The following is a 25,889-nucleotide window of genomic DNA, read 5'->3' on the forward strand; positions in this document are numbered from 1 at the left end:
CCCTACCCACGACAGCCTCGCCCTTCTTCGAGCTGATCCATGACCGATTTGCGTGATGTGGCGACACTTCTGGTCCCTCTTGGCGATATTGCCGTTGGACCATTGCATTGGCGGTGAAGATCATCGTGCCTACTGACCGTTGGTTACTTACTGAATTTTGAGAGCCGTCCGGAAGAATTGCCTCCACGTTCACGGCATTCGGCAAACTACCCTAGGTTGCAAAAAAACCCTCCAAGCTTTACGTCCACGCCATCAGACGACTCCGAAGCGTTTGCAGAACTCACGCTGAGCTCACGGAGTGATGCCCAGAAGTTGATAGTAGAGCGACGCGTTCAGAGGTCGCCAATCAAAATCGCGCGACGGTCACATTTGGAACACCCATTGGAGGACCGGTCTTAGTTGTGGCCATGAGTGTCCGCCAAAAATGTCCAATCTGCGGACGTCACATAGGCATCGAGCTGTCTGCAGCGACCCGTGGGCAACTATGAGTATCCTCGCGAGCCGCTCATGGCTGTGTAACTCCCAAGCACCAGCAGGCTATATTTATCGAGTGATCGTCTATCGGACCCCGCATCTTGAGCGATGACCGAATGGGATGATCAAGATCCTGCAATCGATTGACGATGAGCAGGTGAGTCAGTTTGTCTAAGACGCACCAGAACAATCCGTAGCGCAGCTCGAGAGTCTCTCCCTTCGAGCATGCGCATGGGGACCACTGAGCAGGCACATTCTGTGTCATGACGGACCAGGATTTTTCAGCTCGGCGGTCTGTCGGCAGACTTGGTCTTGATCTTGGCGTCAAGGCCGTTGTCGTAGACAACTTATGCTGGTAATTAGACCTCGCTTGCCGAGCATCCCAGCTACGCGTTGAGAATGCCGACCTCCGCGAGGCTGATGCCTCATCGCCTCGTCGTCATCAAGCGCAGATCGAACATCTGTTCGCCTATCGGCATGGCAGCCGTCGACAGATCGTTCGCCAGCACAGATGCGGTTTTCAAACAAGTGTTGGAAGCACGCTCGCCCTGCTCGCGCCCACGCACCGCGATCTCGACAACAATCCCCTATCCGCCAGACCATCTCAGTTCGTCCACGCTTCTACCGACGACGTGCACGGTTCGCTGGGAGAGGCCGGACGTCTCGCCGAACTACGCAATGTGATGCGATTCAGCATCACGACAGGCCAATGAGCTGCTGACCGTTAACAACATCGATGCTGGCGGGTCTCGGGGATATAATCAGCACATCGGCGAATGATTGTCCCTTGCTTCAATCCCATCTGTGTGACGGAGGATAATGGGGACTGATTCAATTGGCTGCACGTCGCTCGAAATCATGTTGAGCAGATCTGATCCATGGGCATCGTGGTTCTGGCAACCTCGACGCTGTCGCTGATCCCTGGTCATTCACGGCCTGCTCGGTGTGCCGATCGAGGGAGCCTGGCTGCTGTTGCTTGCGGGAAGTAGCCGCTATCTCTTTGCCACGACCCGCTTCGGGATCTGTCTCGCAACGCAGGCAGGGACCTTGCCGCATTCGGACTGCTGCTGCTCCGGCCGGCAGGTGCTGTCGGGCACGTTGACGCCGCGAGCAAGTATGCCTGAAGGGATCCGACATATCATGCTCGCTGAATCGAGCTCGCATCTCGTCTCGATGGCGCCGACGATAAAGTGCGCGAGTTGCTCGGTAGCGATCTCAGTCCAGCCCACGCTCGTGGCTGAGACGGACCATCTCATCGATGAACATCTGCTTCTGCTTATCATCCAGGCTGGTGAAGAGCGGCTCCGCCGCGTCGGACACCGCGCGCTGGTCGGCGGCGCGATCGACCAGGAACTGCGCCTCATTGCGCATCTGCTCGACGATGTCATCCGGCGGATCTCGTTTCGACCGCGCGATGCGCAGGTTCAAGCGATCGGCGCCGTTGCGGCCGAGAGCGTGCATCGCATTGGCGAACGGTGCCCAGTTCTTTTCCTGCTCTGCGGTGAGGTTGAGACCGGCCTTCAGACGCTCGACATTGCTGTCGCTGTTGGCGACGATCTGCTCGGCGGTCAGTTGCGGCGCAGCTTGTTGCGTCAGAATCGGCGCGGCCTTGGCAAGCTTGCTGGGCTTGGTGACTTTGGATGACTTGCCCTTTTTGGCTTCCGCCGGCGGGTTGCCCTCCGGCGGAGCTGCGCTGCGCGGGTTGGGCTGCGCCTCATTTCCGGTGAGCACCCCGGTAACGCCGGTGACCACGCCGACGACCCCGCCGATCGCGCCGCCCAGCACGCCGCCAACCGGACCGGCAGCCTTGTTGCCTTCGCGAGCCCCCTGCTCCATGCCCTTGAACAGGCCTTGCGCGTCAACCTGACGCGGCAGGCCGACAAGCCCCGCCAGCACCACTCCGACTCCTGCCGCAATGCACAGCAACGGGCGCCGCCGGCTGGCCGGTTGCTTCGTGATCATCAGTTTCACAATCATCAGTGAAGGCTCCGCACAACAGGGCCTGACCGGACGGAGCCGACGTCAGTGCGTGGGCGCTGTGATTCCTGCTCAGTGTAGCGTTGCCGCAGCGCGCAAGTCCATGTCCGCATGCGGTTAGCCTCGCGCTCCCGCAAGACCTCCGCCGTGAAAGCCACGGTCAGCTTGATTTGCATTGCAGCGGCCGATCGCTGCACCGCGGTCGCGACACGCTGCCACAGCACCGCGTACCCGCCATTAGTTCAAGGGTTCGCCTCACCTGCTTTCTCGACAGTGGCGTGCAATTCTGCTCTGATTGCACTCAAGCGAAATCCGTGCGCGCATGATGCGACGCAATAACTAACAAGACGGATTCGCCATCAACCGCATGCTTGGCTCACCAGGGAGGGAACGCCATGTCACGGAGGAAGCTGAACCGCCGACAATTCGTTGCTGCGACCGCCGCCAGTTCCGCGGTCATGATCGCCGCCCCCTATGTTCGCGGCGCCTATGCCGCAGGCAAGCTCTCGATGGGATTCTGGGACCACTGGGTTCCCGGCGCCAATCAGGCTTCGACCGACCTCGTCAATGAGTGGGCCGCCAAGGAAAAGGTCGAGGTGTCGATCGACTACATCACCAGCCAGGGCAAGAAGATCGAGCTGACCATCGCCGCGGAAGCCGCGGCGAAATCGGGACACGATCTGATCGCGATGCCGACCTGGTGGCCGCATGCCCATGCCGAGCTGCTCGAACCGGTCAACGACATCATGGGGCCGATCATCCAGGAAAACGGCGAGGTGAACGGCACCGTCAAATATCTGGGGCAATCGGGCGGCAAATGGCTGGCGGTACCCGCCTGCGTCGGCAGCCAGATCAAGGGGCCCTGCACCCGCATCGACCTGATGAAGAAGCACGCCGGGATCGACGTGCAGGAGCTCTACCCGGCCGGCAGCCCGCCGAAAGCGGACAGTTGGACGACAGAGACGTTCCTGAAGGCGGCGGAAGCCTGCCAGAAGGCCGGCGTTCCCTTCGGCATCGGCCTCGGCGAGACCACCGACAGCGTCGATTCCGCGGGCGCCTTTTTCCAGGCGTTCGGGGCCGAACTGGTCAATGCCAAGGGCGATGTCACCGTGAAGACCGACGCCGTCCGCCAGGCGCTCGAATTCTACAAGCGGCTGATCGCGGCGCTGCCGCCGGATGTCGCCTCATGGGACGACGCCTCGAACAACAAATGGCTGGTGTCGGGCAAGGGCGCCATGATCATGAATCCGCCGAGCGCCTGGGCGGTGGCCAAGCGCGACGCGCCGCAGATCGCCGAGCAGTGCTGGACCCACGGCTTCCCGGCCGGACCGAAGGGCCGCTTCGCGCCATTCCTGCCCTACTTCTGGAGCGTCTGGTCGTTCTCCAAGAACAAGGAGGCCGCCAAGAGTCTGATCGTCCATCTGTCCAAGCCGGCCTCGATCGAGAAGATGGTGGTCGCCAGCGGCGGCTATGACCTGCCAGCCTATGAGAAGCTGACCACGCTCAAGGTCTGGCAGGAGCAGGGACCGCCAAAAGGGACGCTCTATCACTACCCCAATCCCTTTAATCACCAGACGCTGTCGATCGCGGCCTCCCCTGCTCCGCCCAAGATCGCGCAGCAGATCTACGCGCAGGCGACGATGACCAAGATGTGCCTGCGTTATGCCCAGGGCGAGAAGATGGAAACGACGCTCGCCTGGGCCGAGGGCGAGTGCGAAGGCTTCATGCGCAGCTGAGCGGCCCTCTCTCAAATCCGGCGGTCCGCATCGCGCGGGCCGCCTCCCTCCGCGCATTTTCTTGCCCGCCCAGTGAAGCCCGGCCTGCCGGGAGTCTCACGAGGAGCCTGTTCTCATGGTTGATGCCGCGATCGGCGAAGACACCGTTGCCCGCCCGCGCAGGGCCGCCACCCGCAGAGGTCTCCGCCATGCGCTGAAGCGAAAATCGACCGTCGCCTTCCTGCTGACCCTGCCGCTGATCCTGCTGATCACGCTGCTCGTCGTGTATCCCGCGGCCTATTCGGTGCATCTGGCGACCCTGAACAAGTCGATGCAGCGCTTCGTCGGCTTCGGCAATTTCGAGTTCCTTTTCAAGCGCGACACGTTCTGGCTGGTCGTCAAGCAGTCCTGCATCTTCGCGATCACGGCAGTGGTGTTCAAAGCCCTGATCGGCTTCATCGTCGCGCATTTCGTGCACAATATCCCGGCCAAGGGGCAGCGCAAATGGCGCGGCATGCTGCTGGTGCCCTGGGTGATCCCGCCGGCGATGAGCACGCTCGCCTGGCTGTGGCTGTTCGACCCGTCCTACAGCGCCTTCAACTATACGCTCGCGTTCTTCGGCATCGGTCCGATCCCGTGGACCGGCGACGCCGCCTGGGCACGGTTCTCGGTGATCCTGGTCAATGTCTGGTACGGCGCGCCGTTCTTCATGATCATGTATCTGGCGGCGCTGAAGTCGGTGCCGGAGCAACTCTACGAGGCCGCCGCCATCGATGGCGCCAATTGGTGGCAACGGATCTGGTTCGTGACACTGCCGATGATGCGCAACATCATCGCCATCACCACGCTGTTCTCGCTGATCGTGACGTTCGCGAATTTCGACATCGTCCGCATCCTCACCGCCGGGGGCCCGCTCGACAAGACGCACATCTTCGCGACCTGGGCGTTCCGCGTCGGTATCGAGGGCAGCGATATCCCGCTCGGTGCCAGCGTCTCGCTATTCATGGTGCCGATCCTGGCGGTGGCCGCGATCTTCATCCTGCGCGATGTCTCCAAGCGGGGGAACGAGTCCTGATGAGCACGATGACCGTCGACAAGGCCGGCCCGACCCGCACCGTCAAATACGGCTCGATGAGCCGCGACCGCGCCTGGGCGCTGCGCTGGTCGTATTTCTTCCTGACGCTGTTTGCGATCTTCTCGCTGGTGCCGCCGCTTTATATGCTGATCACTTCATTGAAGGGCAGCGCGGAGATCTCCGCCGCGACCAATCCGTGGTGGGTGTTCCATCCGACCCTGGAGAACTATGCCGGGCTTTTGACCTCGAACCAGTTTCTGCGCTTCTTCTTCAACTCGGCCATGGTCTCGATCATCGTCGTGATCATCACCATGCTGATCAGCATCCCCGCCGCGTTCGCGCTGTCACGGATGAAGTTCTGGGGCTCGGCGACGCTCGCCACCGGCGTGTTCCTGACCTATCTGATCCCGGACAGCCTGCTGTTCATTCCGCTGTTCAAGATGTTCGCGCTGATCGGCGACGTCACCGGCATTCAGCTGATCAACCGCTGGTACGTGCTGCTGTTCATCTATCCGACGCTGACGGTGCCGTTCTGCACCTGGATCATGATCGGCTATTTCGCCTCGATCCCGAAGGAGCTCGACGAGGCCGCGATCATCGACGGCGCCTCCTGGCTGCAGACCTTGACGCGCATCTTCATCCCGGTCGCCCTGCCCGGCCTGATCGCCGCGACGATCTTCGCCTTCACCGTATCCTGGGCGCAGTTCCTGTATCCGCTGGTGTTCACGACCTCGGCCGACCAGCTGGTGCTGCCGGTTGGCATCGTCACCACGCTGATCAAGGGTGACGTCTTCAACTGGGGGCAGATCATGACCGGCGCGCTGCTCGGCGCCGCGCCGCCGTTGATCATCTACGCATTCCTGATGGACTACTACATCGCCGGACTGACGGCCGGCGCGACCAAAGGCTGATGAGGGGTTGACCACACATGGCTGAAGTGAGCTTGCGCAAGGTCGTGAAACGTTACGACGACGTCGAGGCGGTCAGGGGCATCGATCTCGACATCGCCGACCACGAATTCGTCGTGCTGGTCGGCCCATCCGGTTGCGGCAAGTCGACGACGTTGCGGATGATCGCAGGACTGGAGGACATCTCCGACGGCGACATCACCATCGGCGGCGATGTCGTCAACGACGTGCCGCCGAAGGATCGCGACATCGCGATGGTGTTCCAGAACTACGCGCTCTATCCGCACATGACGGTAGCCGAGAACATGTCGTTCGGGCTGCGGCTCAAACATTACCCAAAGGCCGAGATCAAGAGCCGCGTGGCGGAGGCCGCGCGCATGCTCGACATTGCAGACCTCGTCGACCGCAAGCCGAAGCAGCTGTCCGGCGGCCAGCGCCAGCGGGTGGCGATGGGCCGCGCCATCGTGCGCAATCCGAAAGTGTTCCTGTTCGACGAGCCGCTGTCCAATCTCGACGCCAAGCTGCGCGTGCAGATGCGCATCGAGATCAAGAAGGTCCACCAGAAGGTCCGCACCACCACGGTCTACGTCACCCACGACCAGGTCGAAGCGATGACCCTCGCGGACCGCGTCGTTGTCATGAATAAGGGTCGCATCGAGCAGATCGGCACACCGAACGAGCTGTATCATAATCCCGCCACGCGCTTCGTCGCCGGCTTCATCGGCTCGCCCGCGATGAACTTCCTGCCATGCCGGCTCGAGGAGGCCGATGGCCGGCTCCATTTGCGGCTCACCGACCGCATCGCCTTCCCGCTGCCGCCGCTGCGCGCTGCACGCTATCAATCCGTGTCGCGGAATGACCGGCTGCTGCTCGGCATCCGGCCGGAGCATATCACCGAGACCAAGCCGCATGCCGAGCCCGGAGTCGAGCCCTTCGAGGCCATGCTCGACGTCACCGAGCCGATGGGCATGGAAACCCTGGTCTACTTCGGCCTGAACGAGACACCGGTTTGCGGTCGGGTCAGTCCCAATGCCGGCGCGCGGGATGGCAGCCCTCTGCGCATGGCAATGGACCTCAACAACATGCACCTGTTAAATGAGGCGACCGGGCTCGTGATCTGACGAGCACAAGAAGCTTCAAGGGCAGGACATGACCACCAGGACGGCAACCAACAAGAACAAGATCCTCGTCACGGAATCCTTTTCGGCCAAGGGCCGCGCACTGCTCGCGGCGCGCGACGATGTCGAGATGATCGAGTTCCCCAACATGATCTCGGCGGCGGATTTCTCTGTGCTGCTCAAGTCCCATGCGCCCGTCCACGGTGTCGCGCTCGGCGCCACCCGCTTCGGCGAGCCGGAGCTGCTGGCGGCCGGCGACATGAAGGTCGTGACCCGCATCGGCGTCGGCTTCGACGCTGTCGACGTTCCCGCGCTGTCGAAGCACAAGGTGCCGCTGATGGTGGCGGGCACCGCGAACTCGCCCTCGGTCGCTGAGCAGGCTCTGTTCATGATGCTGACGCTCGCCAAGCGCGCCAACGAGATGCATGCGATGGTCAGAGACGGCACCTGGGGTAGCCGGCTCGGCGTGCTGCCGTTCGATCTCTACGGCAAGACCGTGCTGATCATCGGATTCGGTCGCATCGGCATCCGGACCGCCAAGCGCTGCCAGGCAATGGAGATGCAGGTCCTGGTCTATGATCCCTACAAGCCCGTAGCCGAGATTACCGCTGCCGGCTGCGAGCCGGTCGCCGATCTCGACGCCGCGTTGCCGCGCGCCGACTTCGTCAGCATCCACTGCCCGAAGACGCCGGAGACGATCGGCCTGTTCAATGCCGCCCGTCTCAGGCTGATGAAGCCCACCGCCTACCTGATCAACACCGCGCGCGGCGGCCTGGTCGACGAGGCCGCGCTGTACGACGCGCTCTCGTCCGGCCGGCTGGCCGGCGCCGGTCTCGACGTGTTCGAGCAGGAGCCGCCGCCGGTCGGGCATGCGCTGCATGCGCTGCCCAACGTGATCATGGCGCCCCACGTCGCCGGCGTCACCCGCGAAGCCGTCGATCGCATGAGCGAGCAGACCGCGCGCAATATCCTCAGCGTGCTGGATGGCGATCCGATCCGGCAGAACGTGATCAATCAGGACGTGCTGTAGACGCTCAAGCGGTGATGATCGCGGGATCGTCCCGCCTCACAGGCGGGACGGCGTCAGGAGCCCTGCGGCTGACAGGCTGAGGACTGGCGTCCGTCCACCGCATTCTCGCCCCATTTTCAACGCATTTCTTGCATCTTGCCCGAACGCCGCTACAACTATGACTATTGGTGCCAGCCACGGCGCGCGCCAGTAGGAACAGAGGCGGTCATGAGTGTTGCGACGGAGCACGCGCTCGCAACAATAGCGAGCATTCTGGATCAGCAGGAAACCGCCAGGCAGGCCGACAAGCCAGTGTCGCCGAAGCAGGCTGGCGCGACGGTGGTGCCGTTCGGACAGGCCGATGGCTACACCAAGCTCGGTCCAGGTCCGATTTCCGCCATCCGCTTCCGCTGGACGGTGCGGCGCGGTGAGGACGGCTATTATGTCGACGAAACGGTCGGGCCCGCTTCGATCGCCGTGAGCAGCGGCCCGCTGAGCGCCGAAGCCGCCATCAAGCTGGTCGATGCCCGCGCGCGGGAGGCAGAAGAACGCTTCGAGGCGCTGAAGAACGAGATGACAGGCAGGAGCCCGGCCAGCCCTGTCGCTCCAACGGGATCACGCTAGACGCAGCAGCCGGCCTGCCTGTCGATCCGAACACCCCATCGCGGAGTTCTCAAACAGCCAGCGCCCTGCCCCTGCCCCCGCAGGCCGGCCTCCTGACGACTGCCTGTCCGCCCCCCTCGTCGCGCGTGCCGACCTCCGCTAAGAAGAGGCCGGCCAAACGAACCGAGGTGCCTCGATATGGGATTTTTCGACCGGACGATCGCGACCCTGACCGGGATTGCGCTGTTGTGTGGAGTCGCCAGCGACGCGCTGGCTGAGCAGGCCTCGCGCCTCGACGAGATCATGCAGCGGGGAAGCCTTCGGGTCGGCATGACCGGCGACTACAAGCCTTTCACCTATCTCGACAAGGCCACCGGCAAGTTCTCCGGCTTCGACGTCGACATGGCCGAGGCGCTCGGCAAGGCGCTCGGCGTGAAGGTGGAGTTCGTGCCGACCAGCTGGCCGCAGTTGATGAAGGATTTCGAGGCCGACAAGTTCGACGTCGCGATGGGCGGGGTGTCGATCACCCTCGACCGCCAGAAGAAGGGCTTGTTTTCGACGCCGATCATGCGCGAGGGCAAGACTCCGATCGCCCGCTGCAGCGACACCTCAAAGTACCAGACGCTGTCCGACATCGACAAGCCGGGCACCCGTGTCATCGTCAATCCCGGCGGCACCAATGAGCGCTTTGCCCGCGCCAACGTCAAGGCGGCGGACATCCGCGTCCACAATGACAACGTCACCATCTTCGAGGAGATCGCCAAGGGCGATGCCGACCTGATGATGACCGACGCCTCCGAGACGCGCTACCAGCAGAAGCTGCATCCCGGCGTGCTCTGCGCCGTCCACCCCGACAAGCCGTTCGACTTCTCCGAGAAGGCCTATTGGCTGCAGCGCGACGTCGCCCTCAAGGCGTTCGTCGATCAGTGGCTGCATATCTCGACGGAGAACGGCAGCTATCAGACGATCTATAAGAACTGGTTCGACTGAGGCAAAGGCAGCCGGCTGCAGCGGTCGTTTTCGGACCTCATCATCGGCCTGCGCTCACGACCAGCAGCCGATCGGGGTACACCGCCTTTCATGCAAGACCCTGCAGCCCTCTACCGAGCCTTTTGTCGTCGCGACCCAGCGCTCGACGGCCGCATCTTCGTCGCTGTCAGAACGACCGGCGTCTATTGTCGGCCCGTCTGTCGGGTGCGAACGCCGCTGGCGCGTAACGTCCTGTTCTACCGGAGCGCTGCAGCGGCCGAAGGCGCCGGCTATCGCCCCTGCCTGCGCTGCCGGCCCGAGACCGCGCCGTTCTGTCCGGCCTGGAAGGGAACCCAGAGCACCGTAGAACGGGCGTTGACCCTGATCGAGGCCGGTGCGCTCGACCATGACGGCATCGATGCGCTGGCGGATCGACTCGGGATGTCTGCGCGTCATCTGGCGCGCCTATTCGCGGCGCATCTCGACGCATCGCCGACGCAGATCGCGCAATCGCTGCGCGTCCAACGCGCCAAGCGCATGCTCGATGAGACCGATCTTCCGGTTTCGCGCATCGCGCGCTGCGCCGGTTTCTCCAGTGCGCGCCGCATGAGCGCGACATTTGTCGCTCTCTACGGTTGGCCGCCGTCGAGGCTGCGCCCGCGCAAGCCAAGATCGATGCAGCAACAATAAAGGGATCGGACATGTCGAACCGACACTACGGGACGGTCGACGACGCCAGGCGCAAGGAGATGAGCGGCCTCGAATTCGTCGAGGGTCTCGCAGACGGGACGCTGCCGCTCAACACGATCGCGCGCACGCTTGGCTATGACGTCACCGCGGCGTCGAAAGGACGGGTCGTCGTGACCGCGATGCCCACGGAGGCCCATCTCAATCCCGCCGGCACCGTGCACGGCGGCCTGTCAGCAACGCTGCTCGATAGCTGCATGGGCCTGGCGATCTGGTCGATGCTCGAGAAGGGCGTGGCTCAGACCACCCTCGAGTTCAAGATCTCGCTGCTCCGGCCGATCACGCCGGCAACGGGAGTGCTCCGCGCCGAGGGGAACGTCCTCACCTGCGGTCGTCGCGTCGGCACCGCCGAGGGCCGGATCACCGACGCAGGCGGCCGCCTGCTCGCCCACGGCACGACCACCTGCCTGATCTTCCAGGCGTGACGAGCCGATCATTGATCTGCCTCAGTCAGCGGTCCGTCGTCCGATTTATGTCGGGGCTGTTTCCATGGCTCAGCCCGAGCTTGGCCGTCAGCTCGTCCAAAAGCATGTCAGCACCATTCCTGTAGAGGGGAACGTAGATTCGGGTGCCGTCGATCGAAGTGATCCGCAGCATGTCCGCCCAGCGCAGTGGGGACAACTGAACAATGTCCGCAAACTGAACCGAGCGCTTGCCGAACAAGGAGGACTCTTGCTCGATCTGCCGCGCGTCCCACCGGATTGTGACCATGAGCGCCAGGTACGAGGCGTAGGCGGTCATCAGCGTAAAGGCGACGAGCAGCAGTCTGAGCATCAACATTTGCTGGTCGGCGTCGTGCCTTGCGGAGCCGACGAAGAAGAAGATATACGCAAACAGCAGTGTCAGGACTGTACCGAGGCCGATGGCAAGCCGTTCCATCAAGCCGACCCGGAGGATCTTCCACTCGCCCGCCTCGGCCGGCGCCTTGCCTCGTTGGATCCGAGTGAGCACGTGCATAATGACCGCGACGACGACGAACTCAACGGCGAACCTCAAATAACCCAGCCGCCAAGCCGCCCACGACGATGCCAGACAGATGAATGCGATGGCAAGGAAGCGGCGCGTCATGCCGGGATCGTCCTCCAAAAGCTCAATCTGCCGAAACAGCTGACAAATCTTGTTTAAGGAAGAATGCTCCTTCTCGACACGTTTGAAGGGATTCGAGGCGCTGGCCTGGCCGAGTTCATCACACAAGCCGTCTGCCGTCCCGGCTCAAGGCCGGGACGGCAGCGGAATGTGTTGCGGAAGCCCGGCTCACCCCGAAGGATCCGTCGCAGCTCGAACGGCCCTCAGCCGTTGCGATATGTGTAGCTGTAGCCGTTGATCGCGGGGGCGCCGCCGAGATGGGCGTAGAGCACCTTCGAGCCCTCCGGGAAGTAGCCCTTCTTGACCAGATCGATCATGCCCTGCATCGACTTGCCCTCGTAGACCGGGTCGGTGATCATCGCCTCGGTGCGGGCGGCCAAGCGGATGGCCTCGTTGGTCTCGGCGCTCGGCACGCCATAGGCCGGATAGGCGTAGTCTTCGAGGATGACGATCTCGTCGTCGCGCACCTTGCGGCCGAGCTCGACGAGCTCGGCGGTGTTGTCGACGATCTGCCGCACCTGGGTGCGGGTCTGCTCCGGTGTGCCGGAGGCGTCGATGCCGATGACGCGGTCGGCGCGGCCGTCGGCGGCGAAGCCGACGATCATGCCGGCCTGGGTCGAGCCGGTGACGACGCAGACGATGATGTAGTCGAACTTGATTCCCATCTCGGCTTCCTGCGCTCTCACCTCTTCGGCGAAGCCGACATAGCCGAGGCCGCCGAACTTGTGCACCGAGGCGCCGGCCGGGATACCGTAGGGCTTGCCGCCAGCATCCTTCACCGACTGGATCGCGTCTTCCCAGCTCTTGCGGATGCCGATGTCGAAACCGTCGGGCACGATGCGGCTGTCGGCGCCCATCAGGCGCGTCATCAGGATGTTGCCGACGCGGTCGTAGACCGCGTCCTCGTGCGGCACCCAGCTCTCCTGCACCACCACGCACTTCATGCCGATCTTGGCCGCGGTCGCCGCCACCATGCGGGTGTGGTTGGACTGGACGCCGCCGATCGAGACCAGCGTGTCGGCATTCGACTCGATCGCGTCGGGCACGATGTATTCGAGCTTGCGCAGCTTGTTGCCGCCCATCGCGAGGCCGGAATTGCAGTCGTCGCGCTTGGCATAGATCTGCACCTTGCCGCCGAGCGCCGCCGTCAGGCGCGGGAGATGCTCGATCGGGGTCGCGCCGAAGGTGAGCGGATACTTCTTGAACTTGTCGAGCCGAAGCACGGGATCTCTCCGTGGATGGATGAATGGGCGACGGAAACATACGAGAAAGCCTGAGAAAGGTGCTCTCTTTATTGGCCGCTGCTTTCGTGCTTACGTCAAAGCTGAGCCACAATGGCGAAATTTACTCTCACCGGATCGTCGATTGATGAAAGAACCTTCCGAACCCGATCTCGATCGAGTCGACCGTCGCATTCTGCAGCTGCTGCAGAAGGACGGCCGCATGAGCAATGCCGAGCTGGCCGCCGCGGTCCATGTCAGCCCGGCGACCTGCCATCGCCGCACCCAGCGCCTGTTCGAGGACGGCTACATCAGAAGCGTGCGCGCGCAGATCGCGCCCGAGAAGGTCGAGCGCAGCGCGCTGGTGCTGGTCGGCGTCGTGCTCGACCGCTCGACGCCGGAGAGTTTTCGCACCTTCGAGGCCGCGATCCGCAAGCTGAAATTCGTGCTCGACTGCCATCTGGTCGCGGGCGATTTCGACTTCTTCCTGAAGATCCGCGTCCGCGACATGCAGGACTTCAACCGCATGCACGGCGATCAGCTGATCTCATTGCCCGGCGTGCGCCAGACCCGCACCTTCTTCGTGATGAAGGAGGTGGTCGACAATGCGCCGCTCGATTTCTGAGCGGCGTGCGGATTGAACCGAGGCCGCCACACCGGCGACTTACCAGCGCGTGAGCTCGCTCACCTCAGCAACGGACATGGCGGAGATCCTGATGAAGAGGTTGTTGGCTGTTGCCGCGCTGGTGCTGGCGAGCAGCGCCGCGCATGCGCAATACGTCATCGAATATGGCGGCAACACCATCCGCATCGATCCGGAGCGCGGCACGGTGTCGATTCCCGGCGTCTACGACAATACCGAGCAGAAGAAGGCAAAGAAGACCAAGCGCGAGCAGGATGCGGCGCGCAAATCGCCGGCAGCAGCAGACAAGCCTGCCCAGGCACCTGCCGAGGCGGCGGTCACGCCGGCACCTCCGCCTCAGCCGCCAGCGGCGGCGGCCGCTGCCCCCATCCCTGCCCCGGCTCCCGCCACGACAGCTGCCGCCCCCGCTAGCCCGCCACCGGCGCAAGCTCCGGCGGCGCCGGTCCAGGCCGCCGCTCCGGCCGTTCCATTGCCCACGGCTCCCCTCGACCCAGTTCCACCAGCGCCAGCGGTTGCCGCGCCAGTCGCACCGGCCGCTCCCGCAATCACGGCAACGGCTCCGGTGACGCCGCCGGTTGCTCCTGCGGCGGTGCCAGCGCCGGCCCAGGCACCGGCCGCGGTCACGACGGCCGCGCTGCCGCCGCCGCCCGCACCCGCAGCGTCGCAGGATCCGAACTCGCCGATCGGCATCTGGCTGACGGAGGAGAAGGAAGGCAAGATCCGCATCGAGCCGTGCGGCGTCAATCTCTGTGGCTATTCGATCGACGCGAAGACCAACCAGAATGGCGAGCAGATCCTGATCAACATGCGTCCGAGCGACAAGTCGCAGGAGAAGAAGTGGAGCGGCCGCATCTTCGATCCCAACAGCGGCAGCACCTACGATTCGACCATCGCATTGAAGGGATCGAACAGCCTGCGCGTGCAGGGCTGCGCCTTTGGCGGCATGTTCTGCGGCGGCCAGACCTGGACGCGGGTGAACTGAGCGCAGCGTCCGCTGCAAACCCAAAGCGCGCAGCCCTGCGACCGCGCGCTCGCATTTCGTCAGAGACCGCTCAGCCGACCGGTGTCGCGTATTCCTCGTCGGTGACGTGCTCCATCCAGTTCGAATAGACGCCGTCGAGCGCCTCCTGCATCGCGATATGCGTCATCTCATTGTCCGGCGAGGCGCCGTGCCAGTGCTTCTCACCCGGCGGGATGAAGATCACGTCGCCCGGCCGGATCTCGCGCACCGGTCCGCCCTTGGCCTGGATGCGGCCGATCCCGGAGATCACATAGAGTGTCTGCCCGAGCGGATGGGTGTGCCAGGCGGTGCGCGCGCCCGGCGCGAACGAGACGCGCGAGGCATTGAGCCGTGCCGGTGCCGGCGCCATGATCAGCGGATCCTGCAGCACGTTGCCGGTGAAGTATTCAGCGGGCGCCCGGCGCGTCGTGCGCGAGCCTGCGGGGTGGAAATCCATGATGTGCCTTTCTGCGGCTGTTCGAGCTTACTTCTTCGACGCGGCGTAGCGCGCCTTGGTCTCAGCGTTCATCGGATAGAGGCCCGGCAGCACCGCGCCCTTGTTCACCTCGTCGACGATCCAGGCCTCCATGCGCTCCTGCTCCGGCCCTTCGGCGAGCACGTGATCGAGCATCGCCTGCGGGATCAGCACCGCACCGTCCTGGTCGGCCACGACCACGTCATTCGGGAACACCGCAACGCCGCCGCAGCCGATCGCCTCGCCCCAGCCGACAAAGGTCAGACCCGCGACGGAGGGCGGCGCCGCATAACCGTCGCACCACACCGGCAGGCCGGTGCCGAGCACGCCTTCGAGGTCACGCACGACGCCATCGGTGATCAGCGCGGTGACGCCGCGTTTGACCATGCGCGCGCAGAGAATGTCGCCGAAGATGCCGGCGTCCTTGACGCCCATCGCGTCGACGACGGCGATGCAGCCCTCGGGCATGGCTTCGATCGCAGTGCGGGTCGAGATCGGCGACGACCAGGATTCCGGCGTAGCGAGATCCTCGCGCGCCGGAACGAAGCGCAAGGTGAAGGCGGGACCGACCAGCCGCTTCTGTCCCGGACGCAGCGGCTTCGCGCCCCGCATCCAGACATTGCGCAACCCCTTCTTCAGCAGGACCGTGGTGATGGTCGCGGTGGTGACCTGGGACAGGGTGGCGATGGCTTCGGGAGTGAGGGACATTGTGAGACTGGTGCTCCAACAGGCTGGCGGAAAAAGCAGGCGCATCTTGCGAGCGACGGTCGCGCCGTCAAGGGCATGCGCGTGCGCGCAGCGCATACGGGGTTGCGCTGCGCCCGATAAAGTTCTCTTATCGCAGAACATCCGATTAATTTATTGAATTTTCGAGAGTTTTTGACTTGGCCCCAATTCCACTGGCGGCCAAAAGCAGCTAATCAGGAACCGACATCGCGAACCGTCCCCGAGCTCATGGCCGATCCTTTTCCACCTCCACGCCTCCTGCCCAGCGGCGACAGCGCTGTGACCGTCGAGTTCAGCCGGACCATCGACGAGACCGCCAACCGCCGCGTGCTCGCGCTCGACCACGCGCTGGCGGCGGCCAGCCTCGCGGGCATCACCGAGACGGTGCCGACCTATCGCTCGCTGCTGGTGCACTACGATCCCTGCATGATCGATCACGCGACGCTCGGTGCGAATTTGCTGGCCTTGTCGGCGGGCACGCTCGGGCCGGAGACCGAGGTCAGGCGCTGGCGGGTTCCGGTCTGCTATGGCGGCGAGCACGGCATCGACCTGGAGGATGTCGCCAAGGCGCTGAGCCTGACGCCGGACGAGGTCGTCGCCCGCCACGTCGCCGCCACCTACCGGGTCGCGATGATCGGCTTCACGCCCGGCTGGTCCTACCTGTCCGGCCTGGATCCCACGCTGCAGATGTCGCGCCGGCAGAACCCACGCCTCGCGACGCCGCCGGGCATTGTCGCGATCGGCGGCATCCAGACCGGCATCCAGTGCCTCGCCGGCCCCTGCGGCTGGCACCTGCTCGGCCGCACCGCGATGCGCACCTTTCAGCTTCACCGCCAGCCCACCTTCCTGCTCGAGCCGGGTGACGAGGTCAGCTTCACCGCCGTGGACGCCAAGATCTTTGCGGAGCAGGAGCGCGCAGCCGAGGGCGGCGAGCTCATCGCCGAACGGATTGCAGCATGAGCACGCTGGTCGTCGCACAGATCGGTCCGGCCAGCTCGGTCCAGGACGGCGGCCGCTTCGGCGCGCAGCGCTACGGACTGACCCCATCGGGCGCGATGGACAAGCTGTCGCTTGCGGCAGCGAATTGCCTGGTCGGCAACGCGCTGCTGGCGGCCGCGATCGAAATCGGCCCGTTCGGCGCCACGCTCACGGCGACAGGCGGTTCTGTGCGAGTCGCGCTTGCCGGCGCGCCCCGGCCTGCCGACGTCGCCAAACGCCAGGTCGAGATGAACACGTCGGTGACGCTGAACGACGGCGAGACACTCACGCTCGGCTTCGCGCGCGGCGGCTCGTTCAGCTATCTCGCCATCGCCGGCGGCATCAGCGGCGAGCCGATGTTCAACAGCCTCTCGGTCAATGCGCGCGCCGGGCTCGGCAGCCCCTATCCTCGGCCGCTGAAGTCGGGCGATGTCTTCGAGGTCGCGCCCGCCAGCGACGCGCCGGAGCTGCGCCTCGACCTGCCCAAGGCGGGCGGCCCGATCCGCGTCGTGATGGGACCGCAGGACGACGAGTTCAGTGACGAGATGAAGGCGCTGTTCCTGGGCAGCGACTGGACGATCTCGGCGACCAGCGACCGCATGGGCTACCGCCTCGAGGGGCCGCCCATCCGCCATTTGCACGGCCACAACATCGTCTCCGACGGCACCGTGGATGGCAGCATCCAGGTGCCCGGCAACGGCGCGCCGATCGTGCTGATGGCCGACCGCGGCACCAGTGGCGGCTATCCGAAGATCGCGACCGTGATCACGGCCGATTTTGGCCGCCTGGCCCAGACGTCCGCCGGCACGCCGTTCCGCTTCAAGGCCGTCAGCATGGCGGAGGCACAGGCCGAACTGCGAAGGTACAAGGATCTGTTGCGCAGCCTACCCGGCCGCGTCACCGAACTGACGAGCAGCGCCTTCAATGTCGATGCCCTGTTCACGGCCAATGTGGCCGGCCACGCGGTCAGCGCAACCGATGTCACCACATGGCCCGGATTGACGCTCGATTCATCTGATCACCCCTAAAGCTTCGGACCCAGCAAAGCGCGGAGCCCTGACAATGACCAGCACCGTCGACCTGAACTGCGACCTCGGAGAAAGCTTTGGCCCGTGGGAGATGGGCAATGACGCCGCGATGATCGAGCTGGCGACATCGGTGAACGTCGCCTGCGGCTTTCACGCTGGCGATGCCGACATCATGCGCAAGACGGTCGAGATGGCCAAGGCCAAAGCTGTCAGCGTCGGTGCGCATCCCGGCTATCGCGATCTGCACGGCTTCGGCCGGCGCCCGGTGCCCGGCTTGACATCATCGGAGATCGAGAACCTCGTCGCCTATCAGATCGGCGCGCTGCAGGCGATTGCCACTGCTGCCGGTCACAAGGTCACGCATGTGAAGGCGCATGGCGCATTGTCGAACGTCGCCTGCGAGGACGACATGACGGCGAACGCGATCGCCAGGGCGATCAACGCCGTCGATCCGAGCCTGATCTTTGTCGTGCTCGCCAACTCGAAGCTGGTGACGGCCGGCGAGAAGGCCAATCTGTCGATGGCGCATGAGGTGTTTGCCGATCGCGCCTATGACGACAACGGCCTCTTGGTGTCGCGCAGCAAGCCGGGCGCTGTGCTGCACGACCCCAGGCAGATCGCCGATCGGGTGGTGCGCATGGTTCAGGACGGGGCCGTGATCTCGGTGACCGGCAAGGTCATGAAGATGCGGACCGACACGGTCTGCATTCACGGTGATACCGCCGGCGCCGTGGAGATTGCGCGCGAGGTGCGCCGCGCGCTCGATGCCGCCGGTATCGAGGTCGCGCCGTTCAAGACGGCAGCGTGATCAAGACGAGATCGATCAGAACGGATGGGTGAAGGGCATGCCCAGCGTGATCGCAGCGATCAGAGCCACGGCGCCATAGAAGGCAACCAGCGCTGCCGTCGTTCCCCGCTCAGGCATCGCGCGGCCCTGAGGCATAACGCGGGCCTGAGGCACCTGGCGCGAAGCCGTCGGGATGGTCTGCATGGCCGGTCTCCTGAAGTTCCGACCACGAGAAAAGCGTTCTCGCGGCCGAGCGCAAGGCAACCGGCGAAATAACGACAAGCCCCCTGTTTCGGGTCCGCCTGGGACCATAAAATTCTCAGCTGGAGTTCCGCCTGAGAATTTTATCCGCGGGCTTCCTGCCCGCCTTGGACGGTTAATAGACGTCGAGCTGGAACCGTCCCGTCTTCTTGAGCTCCGCCACGAAGCTGACCGCCTCGTCAGTCGACCGCGCGCCAAATTGGGCGACGATGTCGACCAGGGCCCGCTCGACATCCTTGGCCATGCGCTTGGCGTCGCCGCAGATGTAGAGATGGGCGCCCTCGGCAAGCCAGGTCCAGACCTCGCGGCCGACCTCGCGCATGCGATCCTGGACGTAGAACTTCTTGTCGCCGTCGCGCGACCACGCCAGCGACAGCCGCGTCAAGAGGCCAGCCGTCTTCATCGCATTGAGCTCGTCGGCGTAGAAGAAGTCGCAGTCGCTGCGCTGGTGGCCGAAGAACAGCCAGTTCTTGCCCGGCGCGCCGGTCGCCCTGCGATCGAGCAGGAAGGCGCGGAACGGCGCGATGCCGGTGCCCGGGCCGACCATGATGATCGGCGTCTTCGGATCAGCCGGCAGCGCAAAGCCATGCGCCTTCTGCACATAGACGCGGAGCCTGTCGCCGGGATTGATGCGCTCGGCCAGGAATGTCGAGGCAAGCCCCAGCCGCTTGCGCTTGCCGATGACATAGCGGACGCAGTCGACCGTCAGCGAGAGCCTTTCCCGGCGTTGCGTTGTGCGAGGAGGAGATCGAATACAGCCGCGGCTGCAGCGGCTCCAGCGCTTCGACGAAGGCTTCGGGATGCGGTCGCACGCCGGAGAACTTCTGCAGCACCGCCATGACGTCGAGCGTTGCCGCATCGCCATCCGGGTCCTCGCCCTGCGCCAGCCGCCGCGCCTTCTCGCGCGTCGCGCCGCCGGTGATGAAGGAGATCAGCTCGAACAGCGAGTCCGGCGCCGGTGACAGCGAGACGTCCTCCAGCAGGCATTGCCGCAACGGCTTGCCGTTCACTTGCGTCATGTGCGAGGCGCCGAGCAGCGCGATGATCTGGTCGACCAGGCCAAGATCGTTTTTGGCGAAGATGCCGAAGGAATCGCCGACCACATAGTCGAGCCCGGCTTCGCCGAGATCGAACTCGATGTGCCACGTCTCCTTCTCCGAGCCCGGCTTGTTGAGCAAACGCCGCGACAGGAAGGTAGCCTCGACCGGATTGTCGCGCGAGCGGCCGGGCTCGCTGACGACGACCGCCACGGTGGCCGGCGTTGCTGCAACTGCGGCCGGCTTGGCCGCTGCAGGCGCCTTGTCGAGCTCCTCGTAGAGCGCCTTGACCATCCGCGCGGTTTCCTTGCCGCCGGGGACGCAGAGATTGAGCCGGGCTTCGCTGCGATTGGCGATCGCGTCGGAATAGTCGCTGCAATTGTAGCCGCATTGGCCGCAATCCTGCTGTGCCATCGCGGCCATCAGGCGACGGCGCAGCGGACGACCCTCGGCCAGCTTCATGCGCTCCGCAATCGGCAAGGTCTGATCGTGCCACGGCGCCTCGCCGTCATCGGCATCGCCTGCGGGTGCGAGCACCGCGCCGTTCTGCGTCGGCGACAACGCCGTCGATCCGTCGAGGCCGAGCGCGCCGGCGAGGAAGCCGTTGAGCCAGGACCGCTGCGCTTCGGAGAACGGCGCTGACGGGGGAATGATCTCGATCTTCGGCATGGGCGTGATCTGGTTCATGCGGCGACCTCGGATGTCTGCGCTTCGGCCAGCTTGCGCAGGGTTTCGCCATCGTGCCGGCGGGCAAAGGACAGGAAGGTTTCATCGGGAGAGAGGCGGTGCGCCAGATAGGCCTTGAGCAGCCGCTCGACGGTGCGCGGCGCGTCCTCCGCCTTGAGGTCGCGATAGACTTCGCGGCCAATGTCGGCCTGCGGGCCGAAGCCGCCGCCGGCGAACAAATGATAGCCCTCGACCGTCTCGTCGCCATCACCGACCGGGACCTTCGCTCCGATCATGCCGATGTCGCTGATGTAGTGCTGGGCGCAGGAGTGATGGCAGCCGGTGAGATGGATGTTCAGCGGGGTATCGATCTCCACCCGGCTCTCGCACCAGTCACCAATCTCGGCGGCGTGACGCTTGGTGTTGCTGGCGGCGAACTTGCAACCGGCATTGCCGGTGCAGGCGATCAGTCCGGCGCGGATGTGCGACGCCTTCGTCGAGAGACCGATCTGCTCGATCGCGGCACAGGCCAGGACGACGTTCTCGTCGCGCACGCCCGGGAGCAGCAGGTTCTGCCAGACCGTGAGCCGGATCTCGCCGTCGCCGAGATCCGCAGCGATCCTGGCGAGCGCGCGCATCTGGTCCGTCGTCAGCTTGCCCAGCGGCAGCACGACGCCGATCCAGTTCAGGCCTTGCTGCTTCTGCGGGTGCACGCCGATATGGGCCATGCGATCGGCTTCGGGCCGCGGCTTGATCGCCTCGTCCGCGACGCGCGCAAGCTTGCGGCCGAGCCGCGCTTCGACGGCTTCCACGAATTTGTCATGGCCCATGCTGTCGAGCACATATTTGAGCCGCGCCTTCAGGCGATTGGTGCGATCGCCGGTCTCGATGAAGAGCCGCACGATGGCATCGGCCACTTCGGTGGCGCGCTCGGGCTCGACGATGATCCCAGTCGGCTTGGCGAAATCCTTGTGGCCGGTGATGCCGCCGAGGCCGAGCCTGAACCAGACGCCCGGCGCAACGCCGAAGCCATCCTTCACCTCGACGGCCGAGAACGCGATGTCATTGGTGTCTTCCAGCGCTGCGATCCGGCCGGCGCCGTCGAACGCGACGTTGAATTTGCGCGGCAGGCCGTACAGCGAGCGGTCGTTGAGGATGTGGAAATGCCATTCGCGCGCATAGGCGCTTGTATCGAGCAATTCCTGCGGATCGATGCCGGCGGTCGGCGTCCCCGTCACATTGCGGATGTTGTCGGCGCCGGAGCCGCGCGCGGTCAGCCCGAGATCGGAGAGCCCCTCCAGCAGCATGACGGCGTGCTTGGGCGGGATTTCACGCAGCTGCAGATTGGCGCGCGTGGTCACATGGCTGTACGGACCGCAGAGCTGATCGGCGAGGTCGGCGAGCCCCGCGAGCTGCCAATGCTTCAGGATGCCGTTCGGAATCCGCAGCCGGCACATGTAGGAATCCTGCGCCGGCGCGACATGAAACAGGCCGAAATAGCGCCAGCGGAAATTGTCGGCAGCGGATGGCGCCGCGTTGCTGTGGGCCTGCTGCTTCAAGCGCGCATAGGCGTCGAACGGATGCTGCTCGCGCTTGACCTTCTCCTGGTCCGCGAGCTTGCGTCCCGATGCGAGGACCTTGTCCTGCGCCTTGATGTGGATGGCATCGGGCCCGCTCGGCTCCGCGACGGGTGTAGTGGCGGTCTGAGCCCGCCCCCCCAGATTGACCTTGAGGCCGGCGGCCAAGCCTTCGAGATAGCGCTTCTGCTCGTCGTTGAAGTCGACTGACAAGGGTTCGATTTTCATGATGGCGGACGAAGCTCCAGCGGCCACGGGCCTGTGTGGATGGGATGAGGATCGCGTCATCCGTTCGGCCGACGTGGCGCGACAGGGTGAGCGGTCCGACCAGCTTCGTTGCTGCGGAAATCCGACGCGGATTGCGGTCAGCGGCGTCTGTGGCGGCTGACTGCAATGCAACATTCAAGTTGCGTGCCAGCCGCGACGCCAAGGAAAGACTATTCAAAACAAGGACATAATCGAATCGCTGAGCGTGCGGATGCGGGCTCAAGCCCCGAAATGCGGGCAGTCCGCCTAAATTTTGTACGGCGGCGCCAGATGCCTAGATCCTGGTCGAGCAATAAGGATCACGCGGTCCAGCGGCCGATCTTGAACGCCCTGAGATGGCCAATCACGTCGTCTGCCGCGAAGGGCGGACCGGCGAAGGCACCGATGGCGCTGTCCTGGGTCTGCCCGGGGACTCCGAGCGCGGCATCGTAGATGTCCGGCCGGAACACGCCCATCGCTGTGCGGAGGGCCTCGTCGCTGAGCTGGGTCTGGCCCCAGCGCACCATCTGAGCATACAACCAGGCGGCCTGGATCTTGTCCGGTCGCGCCGCGCCCTCGCGTCCCACCAGCAGATAGCGCGGACTTTCGCGGAAGCTGCCGTCCGGCGAGATCTTCAACCGGCCGTCCAGCGTGCGCTGGAGCACCCCCGCATCGACGGCGATCCGCTCGGGTACCGCCAGAACACGCGCGGCCTCCTCGTGATTCTGCTCGATGAAATTGGCGGCGCGGGCGCAGGCGCGGACCAGCGCGGCCAGCGCGTCCGGGTGCTTGTCGGCCCAACTCTGCCGCACCGCCAGGACCTTCTCGGCAGCCCGCACCAGGACATCGGACACGAAATGCAGGATGTGGCCGATGCCGAGATCGACGGCGATCGAGTTCCAGGGAGCGCCGACGCAGAACGCGTCGACATGGCCATTGGCGATGCTGTCGACCATGTAGGGCGGCGGCAGCACCACAAGCCGGACATCCTCATCCGGGTCGACGCCACCGGCGGCCATCCAGAAGCGGAGCTGATAGTTGTGGGTGGAGAACGGAAACGTCATGCCGAAGGTGAGCGGCTCGGCGCCGGACTTGCGGCGTTCGGCGACCACCCGCGCCAGAGCGAGCGCTGTCGCCATCGGGTCGAAGCGGTCGCCTTCGAGCTTGGCCATGATGGAGGCGTACAAGGCCGGGGTGACCGTGATCGCGTTGCCGTTCACTCCGAGAGCGAATGGGGCGACGATCGGGACCTTGACGTGGCCGATGCCGAGGCTGGAGGCGATCGCAACCGGCGCCAACAGATGCGCGGCATCGAACAGGCCGATATTCAGCTTGTCGCGCACGTTCGACCAGGAGACCTCGCGCACCAGCGTGACGTCCAGCCCTTCCGCTGCCGTATAGCCCTTGTCGACCGCGACGATGAGGGCCGCGGCATCGACCAGCGGAATGAAGCCAATGCGAATCGGCCCGATCATTTCAGCATCTCCGAGGCGGTCAGGATCGACTGCGCGATCTCGCCGATCTTCTTCTTCTCGCGCATCGCCGTGGAGCGCAACAGCACGTAGGCTTCCTCTTCAGTGAAGCCCTTCATCTTCATCAGAATGCCTTTGGCGCGGTCGATCACCTTGCGATCCTCGAGGGCCGATTTGGCGCGCTCGAGCTCATCCTGCAGCTTCGAGAACGCATTGAACCGGGAGATGCAGAGGTCGAGGATCGGCTTGATCCGCTCCTTCTTCAGACCGTCGACGATGTAGGCCGACACGCCGGCTTCCACCGAGGCCTGGATCGAGGCGGCGTCGCTCTGGTCCACGAACATGGCGATGGGCCGGCGGACCGCGCGGCTGACCTGAAACATCTGCTCAAGCACGTCGCGGCTCGGGTTCTCCAGGTCGATGACGATGACGTCAGGGTCGAGCGCGTAGATCCGCGCCAGCAGGCCCTGCATCTCGCTGACATGCACCACGCCGGTAAAACCCGCCTCCCGCAAGCCCTCCTCCAGGATGGCCGCGCGGATCGGGCTCTCGTCGACGATCACGATTTTAGGCGAGTGCTCGGCGCTCATCGATCACCAGGGTTGTCCGGGCCTTCATCCATAGCATGGACGCGACCGGCTTAAAGCCTTGTCTTTCTGAGTAATTCAGACTAGCTGACGCTTATCCCATCAGGCAGTTCCAAGATGCAGCAGGGTTCCGCGCCCAAGATCAGCTTTGTTTCGCTCGGATGTCCAAAGGCGCTGGTCGATTCCGAGCGCATCATCACCCGGCTTCGGGCGGAGGGCTACGAGCTGGCCCGCAAACATGACGGCGCCGACGTCGTGATCGTCAACACCTGCGGCTTCCTTGATAGCGCCAAGCAGGAATCGCTGTCCGCGATCGGCTCGGCCATGGCCGAGAATGGCAAGGTCATCGTCACCGGCTGCATGGGCGCCGAACCTGAGCAGATCGAACAGGCCTATCCGGGTGTGCTGTCGATCACCGGGCCTCAGCAGTACGAGAGCGTGCTCGAGGCCGTCCACCGGGCGTCGCCGCCGCTCCACAACCCTCATCTGGACCTGGTTCCCCCGCAGGGCATCAAGCTGACGCCCCGTCATTACGCCTATCTGAAGATTTCCGAGGGCTGCAACAATCGCTGCACCTTCTGCATCATCCCGAAGCTGCGTGGCGATCTCGTGTCCCGATCCGCCGCCGACGTGCTGCGCGAGGCCGAACGGCTGGTGGCCGCCGGGGTCAAGGAGCTCCTGGTCATCTCCCAGGATACGTCGGCCTATGGGCTGGACCTGAAATATGCCGAGAGCAGCTGGAAGGACCGCAGCGTCAGGGCGCGCTTCCTGGACCTCGCCCGCGAGCTCGGCGAGCTCGGCGCCTGGGTCCGGTTGCACTACGTCTATCCCTACCCGCATGTCGACGAGGTCGTCGGCCTGATGGCCGAGGGCCGCGTGCTGCCCTATCTCGACATTCCCTTCCAGCATGCCAGCCCCAATGTCCTCAAGGCGATGCGACGGCCGGCGGCCCAGGACAAGACGCTGGACCGCATCAAGGGCTGGCGGGCGACCTGTCCGGATCTGGCGTTGCGCTCGACCTTCATTGTCGGTTTTCCCGGCGAAACCGATGCGGATTTCGCCTACCTGCTCGATTGGCTCGACGAGGCCGAGATCGATCGTCTCGGCTGCTTCAAATACGAGCCGGTGGCGGGGGCGACGTCCAACGCCCTGCCAGATCAGGTTCCAGCCGAGGTCAAGCAGGAGCGCTGGAACGCGTTGATGGCGCGCCAGCAGAAGATCTCGGCGCGTCGCCTCAAGCGCAAGGTCGGAACCCGCCAGCAGATCATCATCGACGAGGTCGGTCCGACCGTCGCCAAGGGCCGCTCCAAGGCAGACGCGCCGGAGATCGACGGCTCCGTCTACCTCTCCAGCCGCCGTCCCCTTCGCGTCGGCGAGATCGTCACGGCCAAGATCGAGCGCGCTGACGAATATGACCTGCACGGCACGGTCGCCGGCTTCTGATCGCCGCGCGATTGACGGCCACCTCGGGACGATGGCCTTAAGACGATGGCCTCAAATCGGCT

At 64.5% G+C, this 25,889-nt stretch carries 24 protein-coding genes and 1 pseudogene; 15 read left to right on the plus strand and 10 right to left on the minus strand.

What is annotated here, in order from left to right; translation table 11 throughout:
• Positions 1–1,689: 1,689 nt before the first annotated feature.
• Positions 1,690–2,436 carry a Spy/CpxP family protein refolding chaperone gene (locus ACVIJ6_RS30290; RefSeq protein WP_456775706.1) on the minus strand — a complete coding sequence of 249 codons (747 nt, stop codon included), beginning with the start codon at positions 2,434–2,436 and terminating at the stop codon, positions 1,690–1,692.
• Positions 2,437–2,846: 410 nt separating this feature from the next.
• Between ACVIJ6_RS30290 and ACVIJ6_RS30295 the strand changes: the two genes are divergently transcribed.
• The 9 genes from ACVIJ6_RS30295 to ACVIJ6_RS30335 all read left to right on the plus strand — a co-directional run bounded on the left by ACVIJ6_RS30295 (position 2,847) and on the right by ACVIJ6_RS30335 (position 11,020).
• On the plus strand, positions 2,847–4,187 hold the full coding sequence (locus tag ACVIJ6_RS30295; RefSeq protein ID WP_456775707.1) for an ABC transporter substrate-binding protein: 1,341 nt from the start codon (positions 2,847–2,849) through the stop codon (positions 4,185–4,187).
• 115 nt (positions 4,188–4,302) lie between these two features.
• Positions 4,303–5,241 (plus strand): carbohydrate ABC transporter permease, encoded by a 939-nt coding sequence (locus ACVIJ6_RS30300; protein ID WP_012044182.1) that lies wholly within the window; start codon positions 4,303–4,305, stop codon positions 5,239–5,241.
• On the plus strand, positions 5,241–6,152 hold the full coding sequence (locus ACVIJ6_RS30305; protein WP_012044183.1) for a carbohydrate ABC transporter permease: 912 nt from the start codon (positions 5,241–5,243) through the stop codon (positions 6,150–6,152). The genes ACVIJ6_RS30300 and ACVIJ6_RS30305 overlap by 1 nt, the downstream gene beginning before the upstream one ends.
• A 17-nt stretch (positions 6,153–6,169) precedes the next feature.
• Complete coding sequence (locus ACVIJ6_RS30310; RefSeq protein WP_456775708.1) at positions 6,170–7,270, plus strand: ABC transporter ATP-binding protein; 1,101 nt, start codon at positions 6,170–6,172, stop codon at positions 7,268–7,270.
• Positions 7,271–7,298: 28 nt separating this feature from the next.
• Positions 7,299–8,297: a hydroxyacid dehydrogenase gene (locus ACVIJ6_RS30315; RefSeq protein WP_456775709.1), complete on the plus strand. Its 999-nt coding sequence runs from the start codon at positions 7,299–7,301 to the stop codon at positions 8,295–8,297.
• A gap of 207 nt (positions 8,298–8,504) precedes the next feature.
• Positions 8,505–8,900 carry a hypothetical protein gene (locus tag ACVIJ6_RS30320; RefSeq protein ID WP_456775710.1) on the plus strand — a complete coding sequence of 132 codons (396 nt, stop codon included), beginning with the start codon at positions 8,505–8,507 and terminating at the stop codon, positions 8,898–8,900.
• Positions 8,901–9,077: 177 nt separating this feature from the next.
• Complete coding sequence (locus ACVIJ6_RS30325) at positions 9,078–9,869, plus strand: transporter substrate-binding domain-containing protein (RefSeq protein WP_456775711.1); 792 nt, start codon at positions 9,078–9,080, stop codon at positions 9,867–9,869.
• Positions 9,870–9,959: 90 nt separating this feature from the next.
• Positions 9,960–10,538 (plus strand): bifunctional transcriptional activator/DNA repair enzyme AdaA, encoded by a 579-nt coding sequence (locus ACVIJ6_RS30330; RefSeq protein ID WP_456775712.1) that lies wholly within the window; start codon positions 9,960–9,962, stop codon positions 10,536–10,538.
• Positions 10,539–10,549: 11 nt separating this feature from the next.
• Positions 10,550–11,020: a PaaI family thioesterase gene (locus ACVIJ6_RS30335; RefSeq protein WP_456775713.1), complete on the plus strand. Its 471-nt coding sequence runs from the start codon at positions 10,550–10,552 to the stop codon at positions 11,018–11,020.
• Between the two features lie 25 nt (positions 11,021–11,045).
• Here ACVIJ6_RS30335 and ACVIJ6_RS30340 read toward each other — a convergent pair whose 3' ends face one another.
• On the minus strand, positions 11,046–11,789 hold the full coding sequence (locus ACVIJ6_RS30340) for a hypothetical protein (protein ID WP_456775714.1): 744 nt from the start codon (positions 11,787–11,789) through the stop codon (positions 11,046–11,048).
• Positions 11,790–11,884: 95 nt separating this feature from the next.
• A complete protein-coding gene (locus tag ACVIJ6_RS30345; protein ID WP_012044191.1) occupies positions 11,885–12,904 on the minus strand; it encodes a 1-aminocyclopropane-1-carboxylate deaminase in 1,020 nt (339 codons plus the stop codon).
• A gap of 145 nt (positions 12,905–13,049) precedes the next feature.
• On the opposite strand from ACVIJ6_RS30345, the gene ACVIJ6_RS30350 reads away from it, so the two are divergent.
• Together ACVIJ6_RS30350 and ACVIJ6_RS30355 are read left to right on the plus strand one after the other, a co-directional pair.
• Positions 13,050–13,526: an Lrp/AsnC family transcriptional regulator gene (locus tag ACVIJ6_RS30350; protein ID WP_456775715.1), complete on the plus strand. Its 477-nt coding sequence runs from the start codon at positions 13,050–13,052 to the stop codon at positions 13,524–13,526.
• Positions 13,527–13,617: 91 nt separating this feature from the next.
• Positions 13,618–14,526, plus strand: a complete 909-nt coding sequence (locus tag ACVIJ6_RS30355; protein WP_456775716.1) for a DUF2147 domain-containing protein — start codon at positions 13,618–13,620, stop codon at positions 14,524–14,526.
• Between the two features lie 70 nt (positions 14,527–14,596).
• Here ACVIJ6_RS30355 and ACVIJ6_RS30360 read toward each other — a convergent pair whose 3' ends face one another.
• Positions 14,597–15,001 carry a (R)-mandelonitrile lyase gene (locus ACVIJ6_RS30360; protein WP_456775717.1) on the minus strand — a complete coding sequence of 135 codons (405 nt, stop codon included), beginning with the start codon at positions 14,999–15,001 and terminating at the stop codon, positions 14,597–14,599.
• Positions 15,002–15,028: 27 nt separating this feature from the next.
• The gene (locus tag ACVIJ6_RS30365) at positions 15,029–15,727 is read right to left on the minus strand and encodes a ribonuclease activity regulator RraA (protein WP_012044195.1); all 699 of its coding nucleotides are present in this window, start codon (positions 15,725–15,727) and stop codon (positions 15,029–15,031) included.
• A 246-nt stretch (positions 15,728–15,973) separates the two neighbouring features.
• Here ACVIJ6_RS30365 and pxpB point away from each other — a divergent pair, with 246 nt between their 5' ends.
• Genes pxpB through ACVIJ6_RS30380 form a run of 3 tightly spaced genes read left to right on the plus strand, consistent with a single transcriptional unit; the run spans position 15,974 to position 18,559 of the window.
• The gene (pxpB, locus tag ACVIJ6_RS30370) at positions 15,974–16,705 is read left to right on the plus strand and encodes a 5-oxoprolinase subunit PxpB (protein ID WP_456775718.1); all 732 of its coding nucleotides are present in this window, start codon (positions 15,974–15,976) and stop codon (positions 16,703–16,705) included.
• Entirely contained in the window at positions 16,702–17,751 is a 1,050-nt protein-coding gene (locus ACVIJ6_RS30375) for a 5-oxoprolinase subunit C family protein (protein ID WP_456775719.1), read from the plus strand. Before pxpB ends, ACVIJ6_RS30375 begins: the two co-directional genes overlap by 4 nt.
• Before the next feature lie 34 nt (positions 17,752–17,785).
• Positions 17,786–18,559, plus strand: coding sequence for a LamB/YcsF family protein (locus ACVIJ6_RS30380; protein ID WP_456775720.1), 774 nt, complete (start codon positions 17,786–17,788; stop codon positions 18,557–18,559).
• A gap of 15 nt (positions 18,560–18,574) precedes the next feature.
• Here ACVIJ6_RS30380 and ACVIJ6_RS30385 read toward each other — a convergent pair whose 3' ends face one another.
• The 5 genes and pseudogenes from ACVIJ6_RS30385 to ACVIJ6_RS30405 form a co-directional block, all read right to left on the minus strand.
• Positions 18,575–18,742 (minus strand): hypothetical protein, encoded by a 168-nt coding sequence (locus ACVIJ6_RS30385; RefSeq protein ID WP_456775721.1) that lies wholly within the window; start codon positions 18,740–18,742, stop codon positions 18,575–18,577.
• A gap of 172 nt (positions 18,743–18,914) precedes the next feature.
• A pseudogene (locus ACVIJ6_RS30390) lies at positions 18,915–20,523 on the minus strand (sulfite reductase subunit alpha).
• Positions 20,520–22,307 (minus strand): NirA family protein, encoded by a 1,788-nt coding sequence (locus tag ACVIJ6_RS30395; RefSeq protein ID WP_456775722.1) that lies wholly within the window; start codon positions 22,305–22,307, stop codon positions 20,520–20,522. Before ACVIJ6_RS30395 ends, ACVIJ6_RS30390 begins: the two are co-directional and overlap by 4 nt.
• 338 nt (positions 22,308–22,645) lie before the next feature.
• Positions 22,646–23,800, minus strand: a complete 1,155-nt coding sequence (locus tag ACVIJ6_RS30400) for a CmpA/NrtA family ABC transporter substrate-binding protein (RefSeq protein WP_456775723.1) — start codon at positions 23,798–23,800, stop codon at positions 22,646–22,648.
• On the minus strand, positions 23,797–24,387 hold the full coding sequence (locus ACVIJ6_RS30405) for an ANTAR domain-containing response regulator (RefSeq protein ID WP_456775724.1): 591 nt from the start codon (positions 24,385–24,387) through the stop codon (positions 23,797–23,799). Before ACVIJ6_RS30405 ends, ACVIJ6_RS30400 begins: the two co-directional genes overlap by 4 nt.
• A gap of 114 nt (positions 24,388–24,501) precedes the next feature.
• Between ACVIJ6_RS30405 and rimO the strand changes: the two genes are divergently transcribed.
• Positions 24,502–25,827: a 30S ribosomal protein S12 methylthiotransferase RimO gene (gene rimO / locus ACVIJ6_RS30410; protein WP_456775725.1), complete on the plus strand. Its 1,326-nt coding sequence runs from the start codon at positions 24,502–24,504 to the stop codon at positions 25,825–25,827.
• Positions 25,828–25,889 lie beyond the last annotated feature (62 nt).

The organism is Bradyrhizobium sp. USDA 4369 (genome assembly GCF_054056435.1).

Coding starts and splice junctions, on each gene's coding strand:
- ACVIJ6_RS30295 (WP_456775707.1), top strand. CDS start 2,847: ATGTCACGGAGGAAGCTGAACCGCCGACAATTCGTTGCTGCGACCGCC.
- ACVIJ6_RS30360 (WP_456775717.1), bottom strand. CDS start 15,001: ATGGATTTCCACCCCGCAGGCTCGCGCACGACGCGCCGGGCGCCCGCT.
- ACVIJ6_RS30365 (WP_012044195.1), bottom strand. CDS start 15,727: ATGTCCCTCACTCCCGAAGCCATCGCCACCCTGTCCCAGGTCACCACC.
- ACVIJ6_RS30380 (WP_456775720.1), top strand. CDS start 17,786: ATGACCAGCACCGTCGACCTGAACTGCGACCTCGGAGAAAGCTTTGGC.
- ACVIJ6_RS30405 (WP_456775724.1), bottom strand. CDS start 24,387: ATGAGCGCCGAGCACTCGCCTAAAATCGTGATCGTCGACGAGAGCCCG.
- ACVIJ6_RS30355 (WP_456775716.1), top strand. CDS start 13,618: ATGAAGAGGTTGTTGGCTGTTGCCGCGCTGGTGCTGGCGAGCAGCGCC.
- ACVIJ6_RS30395 (WP_456775722.1), bottom strand. CDS start 22,307: ATGAAAATCGAACCCTTGTCAGTCGACTTCAACGACGAGCAGAAGCGC.
- ACVIJ6_RS30325 (WP_456775711.1), top strand. CDS start 9,078: ATGGGATTTTTCGACCGGACGATCGCGACCCTGACCGGGATTGCGCTG.
- rimO (WP_456775725.1), top strand. CDS start 24,502: ATGCAGCAGGGTTCCGCGCCCAAGATCAGCTTTGTTTCGCTCGGATGT.
- ACVIJ6_RS30330 (WP_456775712.1), top strand. CDS start 9,960: ATGCAAGACCCTGCAGCCCTCTACCGAGCCTTTTGTCGTCGCGACCCA.
- ACVIJ6_RS30290 (WP_456775706.1), bottom strand. CDS start 2,436: ATGATCACGAAGCAACCGGCCAGCCGGCGGCGCCCGTTGCTGTGCATT.
- ACVIJ6_RS30315 (WP_456775709.1), top strand. CDS start 7,299: ATGACCACCAGGACGGCAACCAACAAGAACAAGATCCTCGTCACGGAA.
- ACVIJ6_RS30305 (WP_012044183.1), top strand. CDS start 5,241: ATGAGCACGATGACCGTCGACAAGGCCGGCCCGACCCGCACCGTCAAA.
- pxpB (WP_456775718.1), top strand. CDS start 15,974: ATGGCCGATCCTTTTCCACCTCCACGCCTCCTGCCCAGCGGCGACAGC.
- ACVIJ6_RS30310 (WP_456775708.1), top strand. CDS start 6,170: ATGGCTGAAGTGAGCTTGCGCAAGGTCGTGAAACGTTACGACGACGTC.
- ACVIJ6_RS30385 (WP_456775721.1), bottom strand. CDS start 18,742: ATGCAGACCATCCCGACGGCTTCGCGCCAGGTGCCTCAGGCCCGCGTT.
- ACVIJ6_RS30320 (WP_456775710.1), top strand. CDS start 8,505: ATGAGTGTTGCGACGGAGCACGCGCTCGCAACAATAGCGAGCATTCTG.
- ACVIJ6_RS30350 (WP_456775715.1), top strand. CDS start 13,050: ATGAAAGAACCTTCCGAACCCGATCTCGATCGAGTCGACCGTCGCATT.
- ACVIJ6_RS30400 (WP_456775723.1), bottom strand. CDS start 23,800: ATGATCGGGCCGATTCGCATTGGCTTCATTCCGCTGGTCGATGCCGCG.
- ACVIJ6_RS30375 (WP_456775719.1), top strand. CDS start 16,702: ATGAGCACGCTGGTCGTCGCACAGATCGGTCCGGCCAGCTCGGTCCAG.
- ACVIJ6_RS30335 (WP_456775713.1), top strand. CDS start 10,550: ATGTCGAACCGACACTACGGGACGGTCGACGACGCCAGGCGCAAGGAG.
- ACVIJ6_RS30300 (WP_012044182.1), top strand. CDS start 4,303: ATGGTTGATGCCGCGATCGGCGAAGACACCGTTGCCCGCCCGCGCAGG.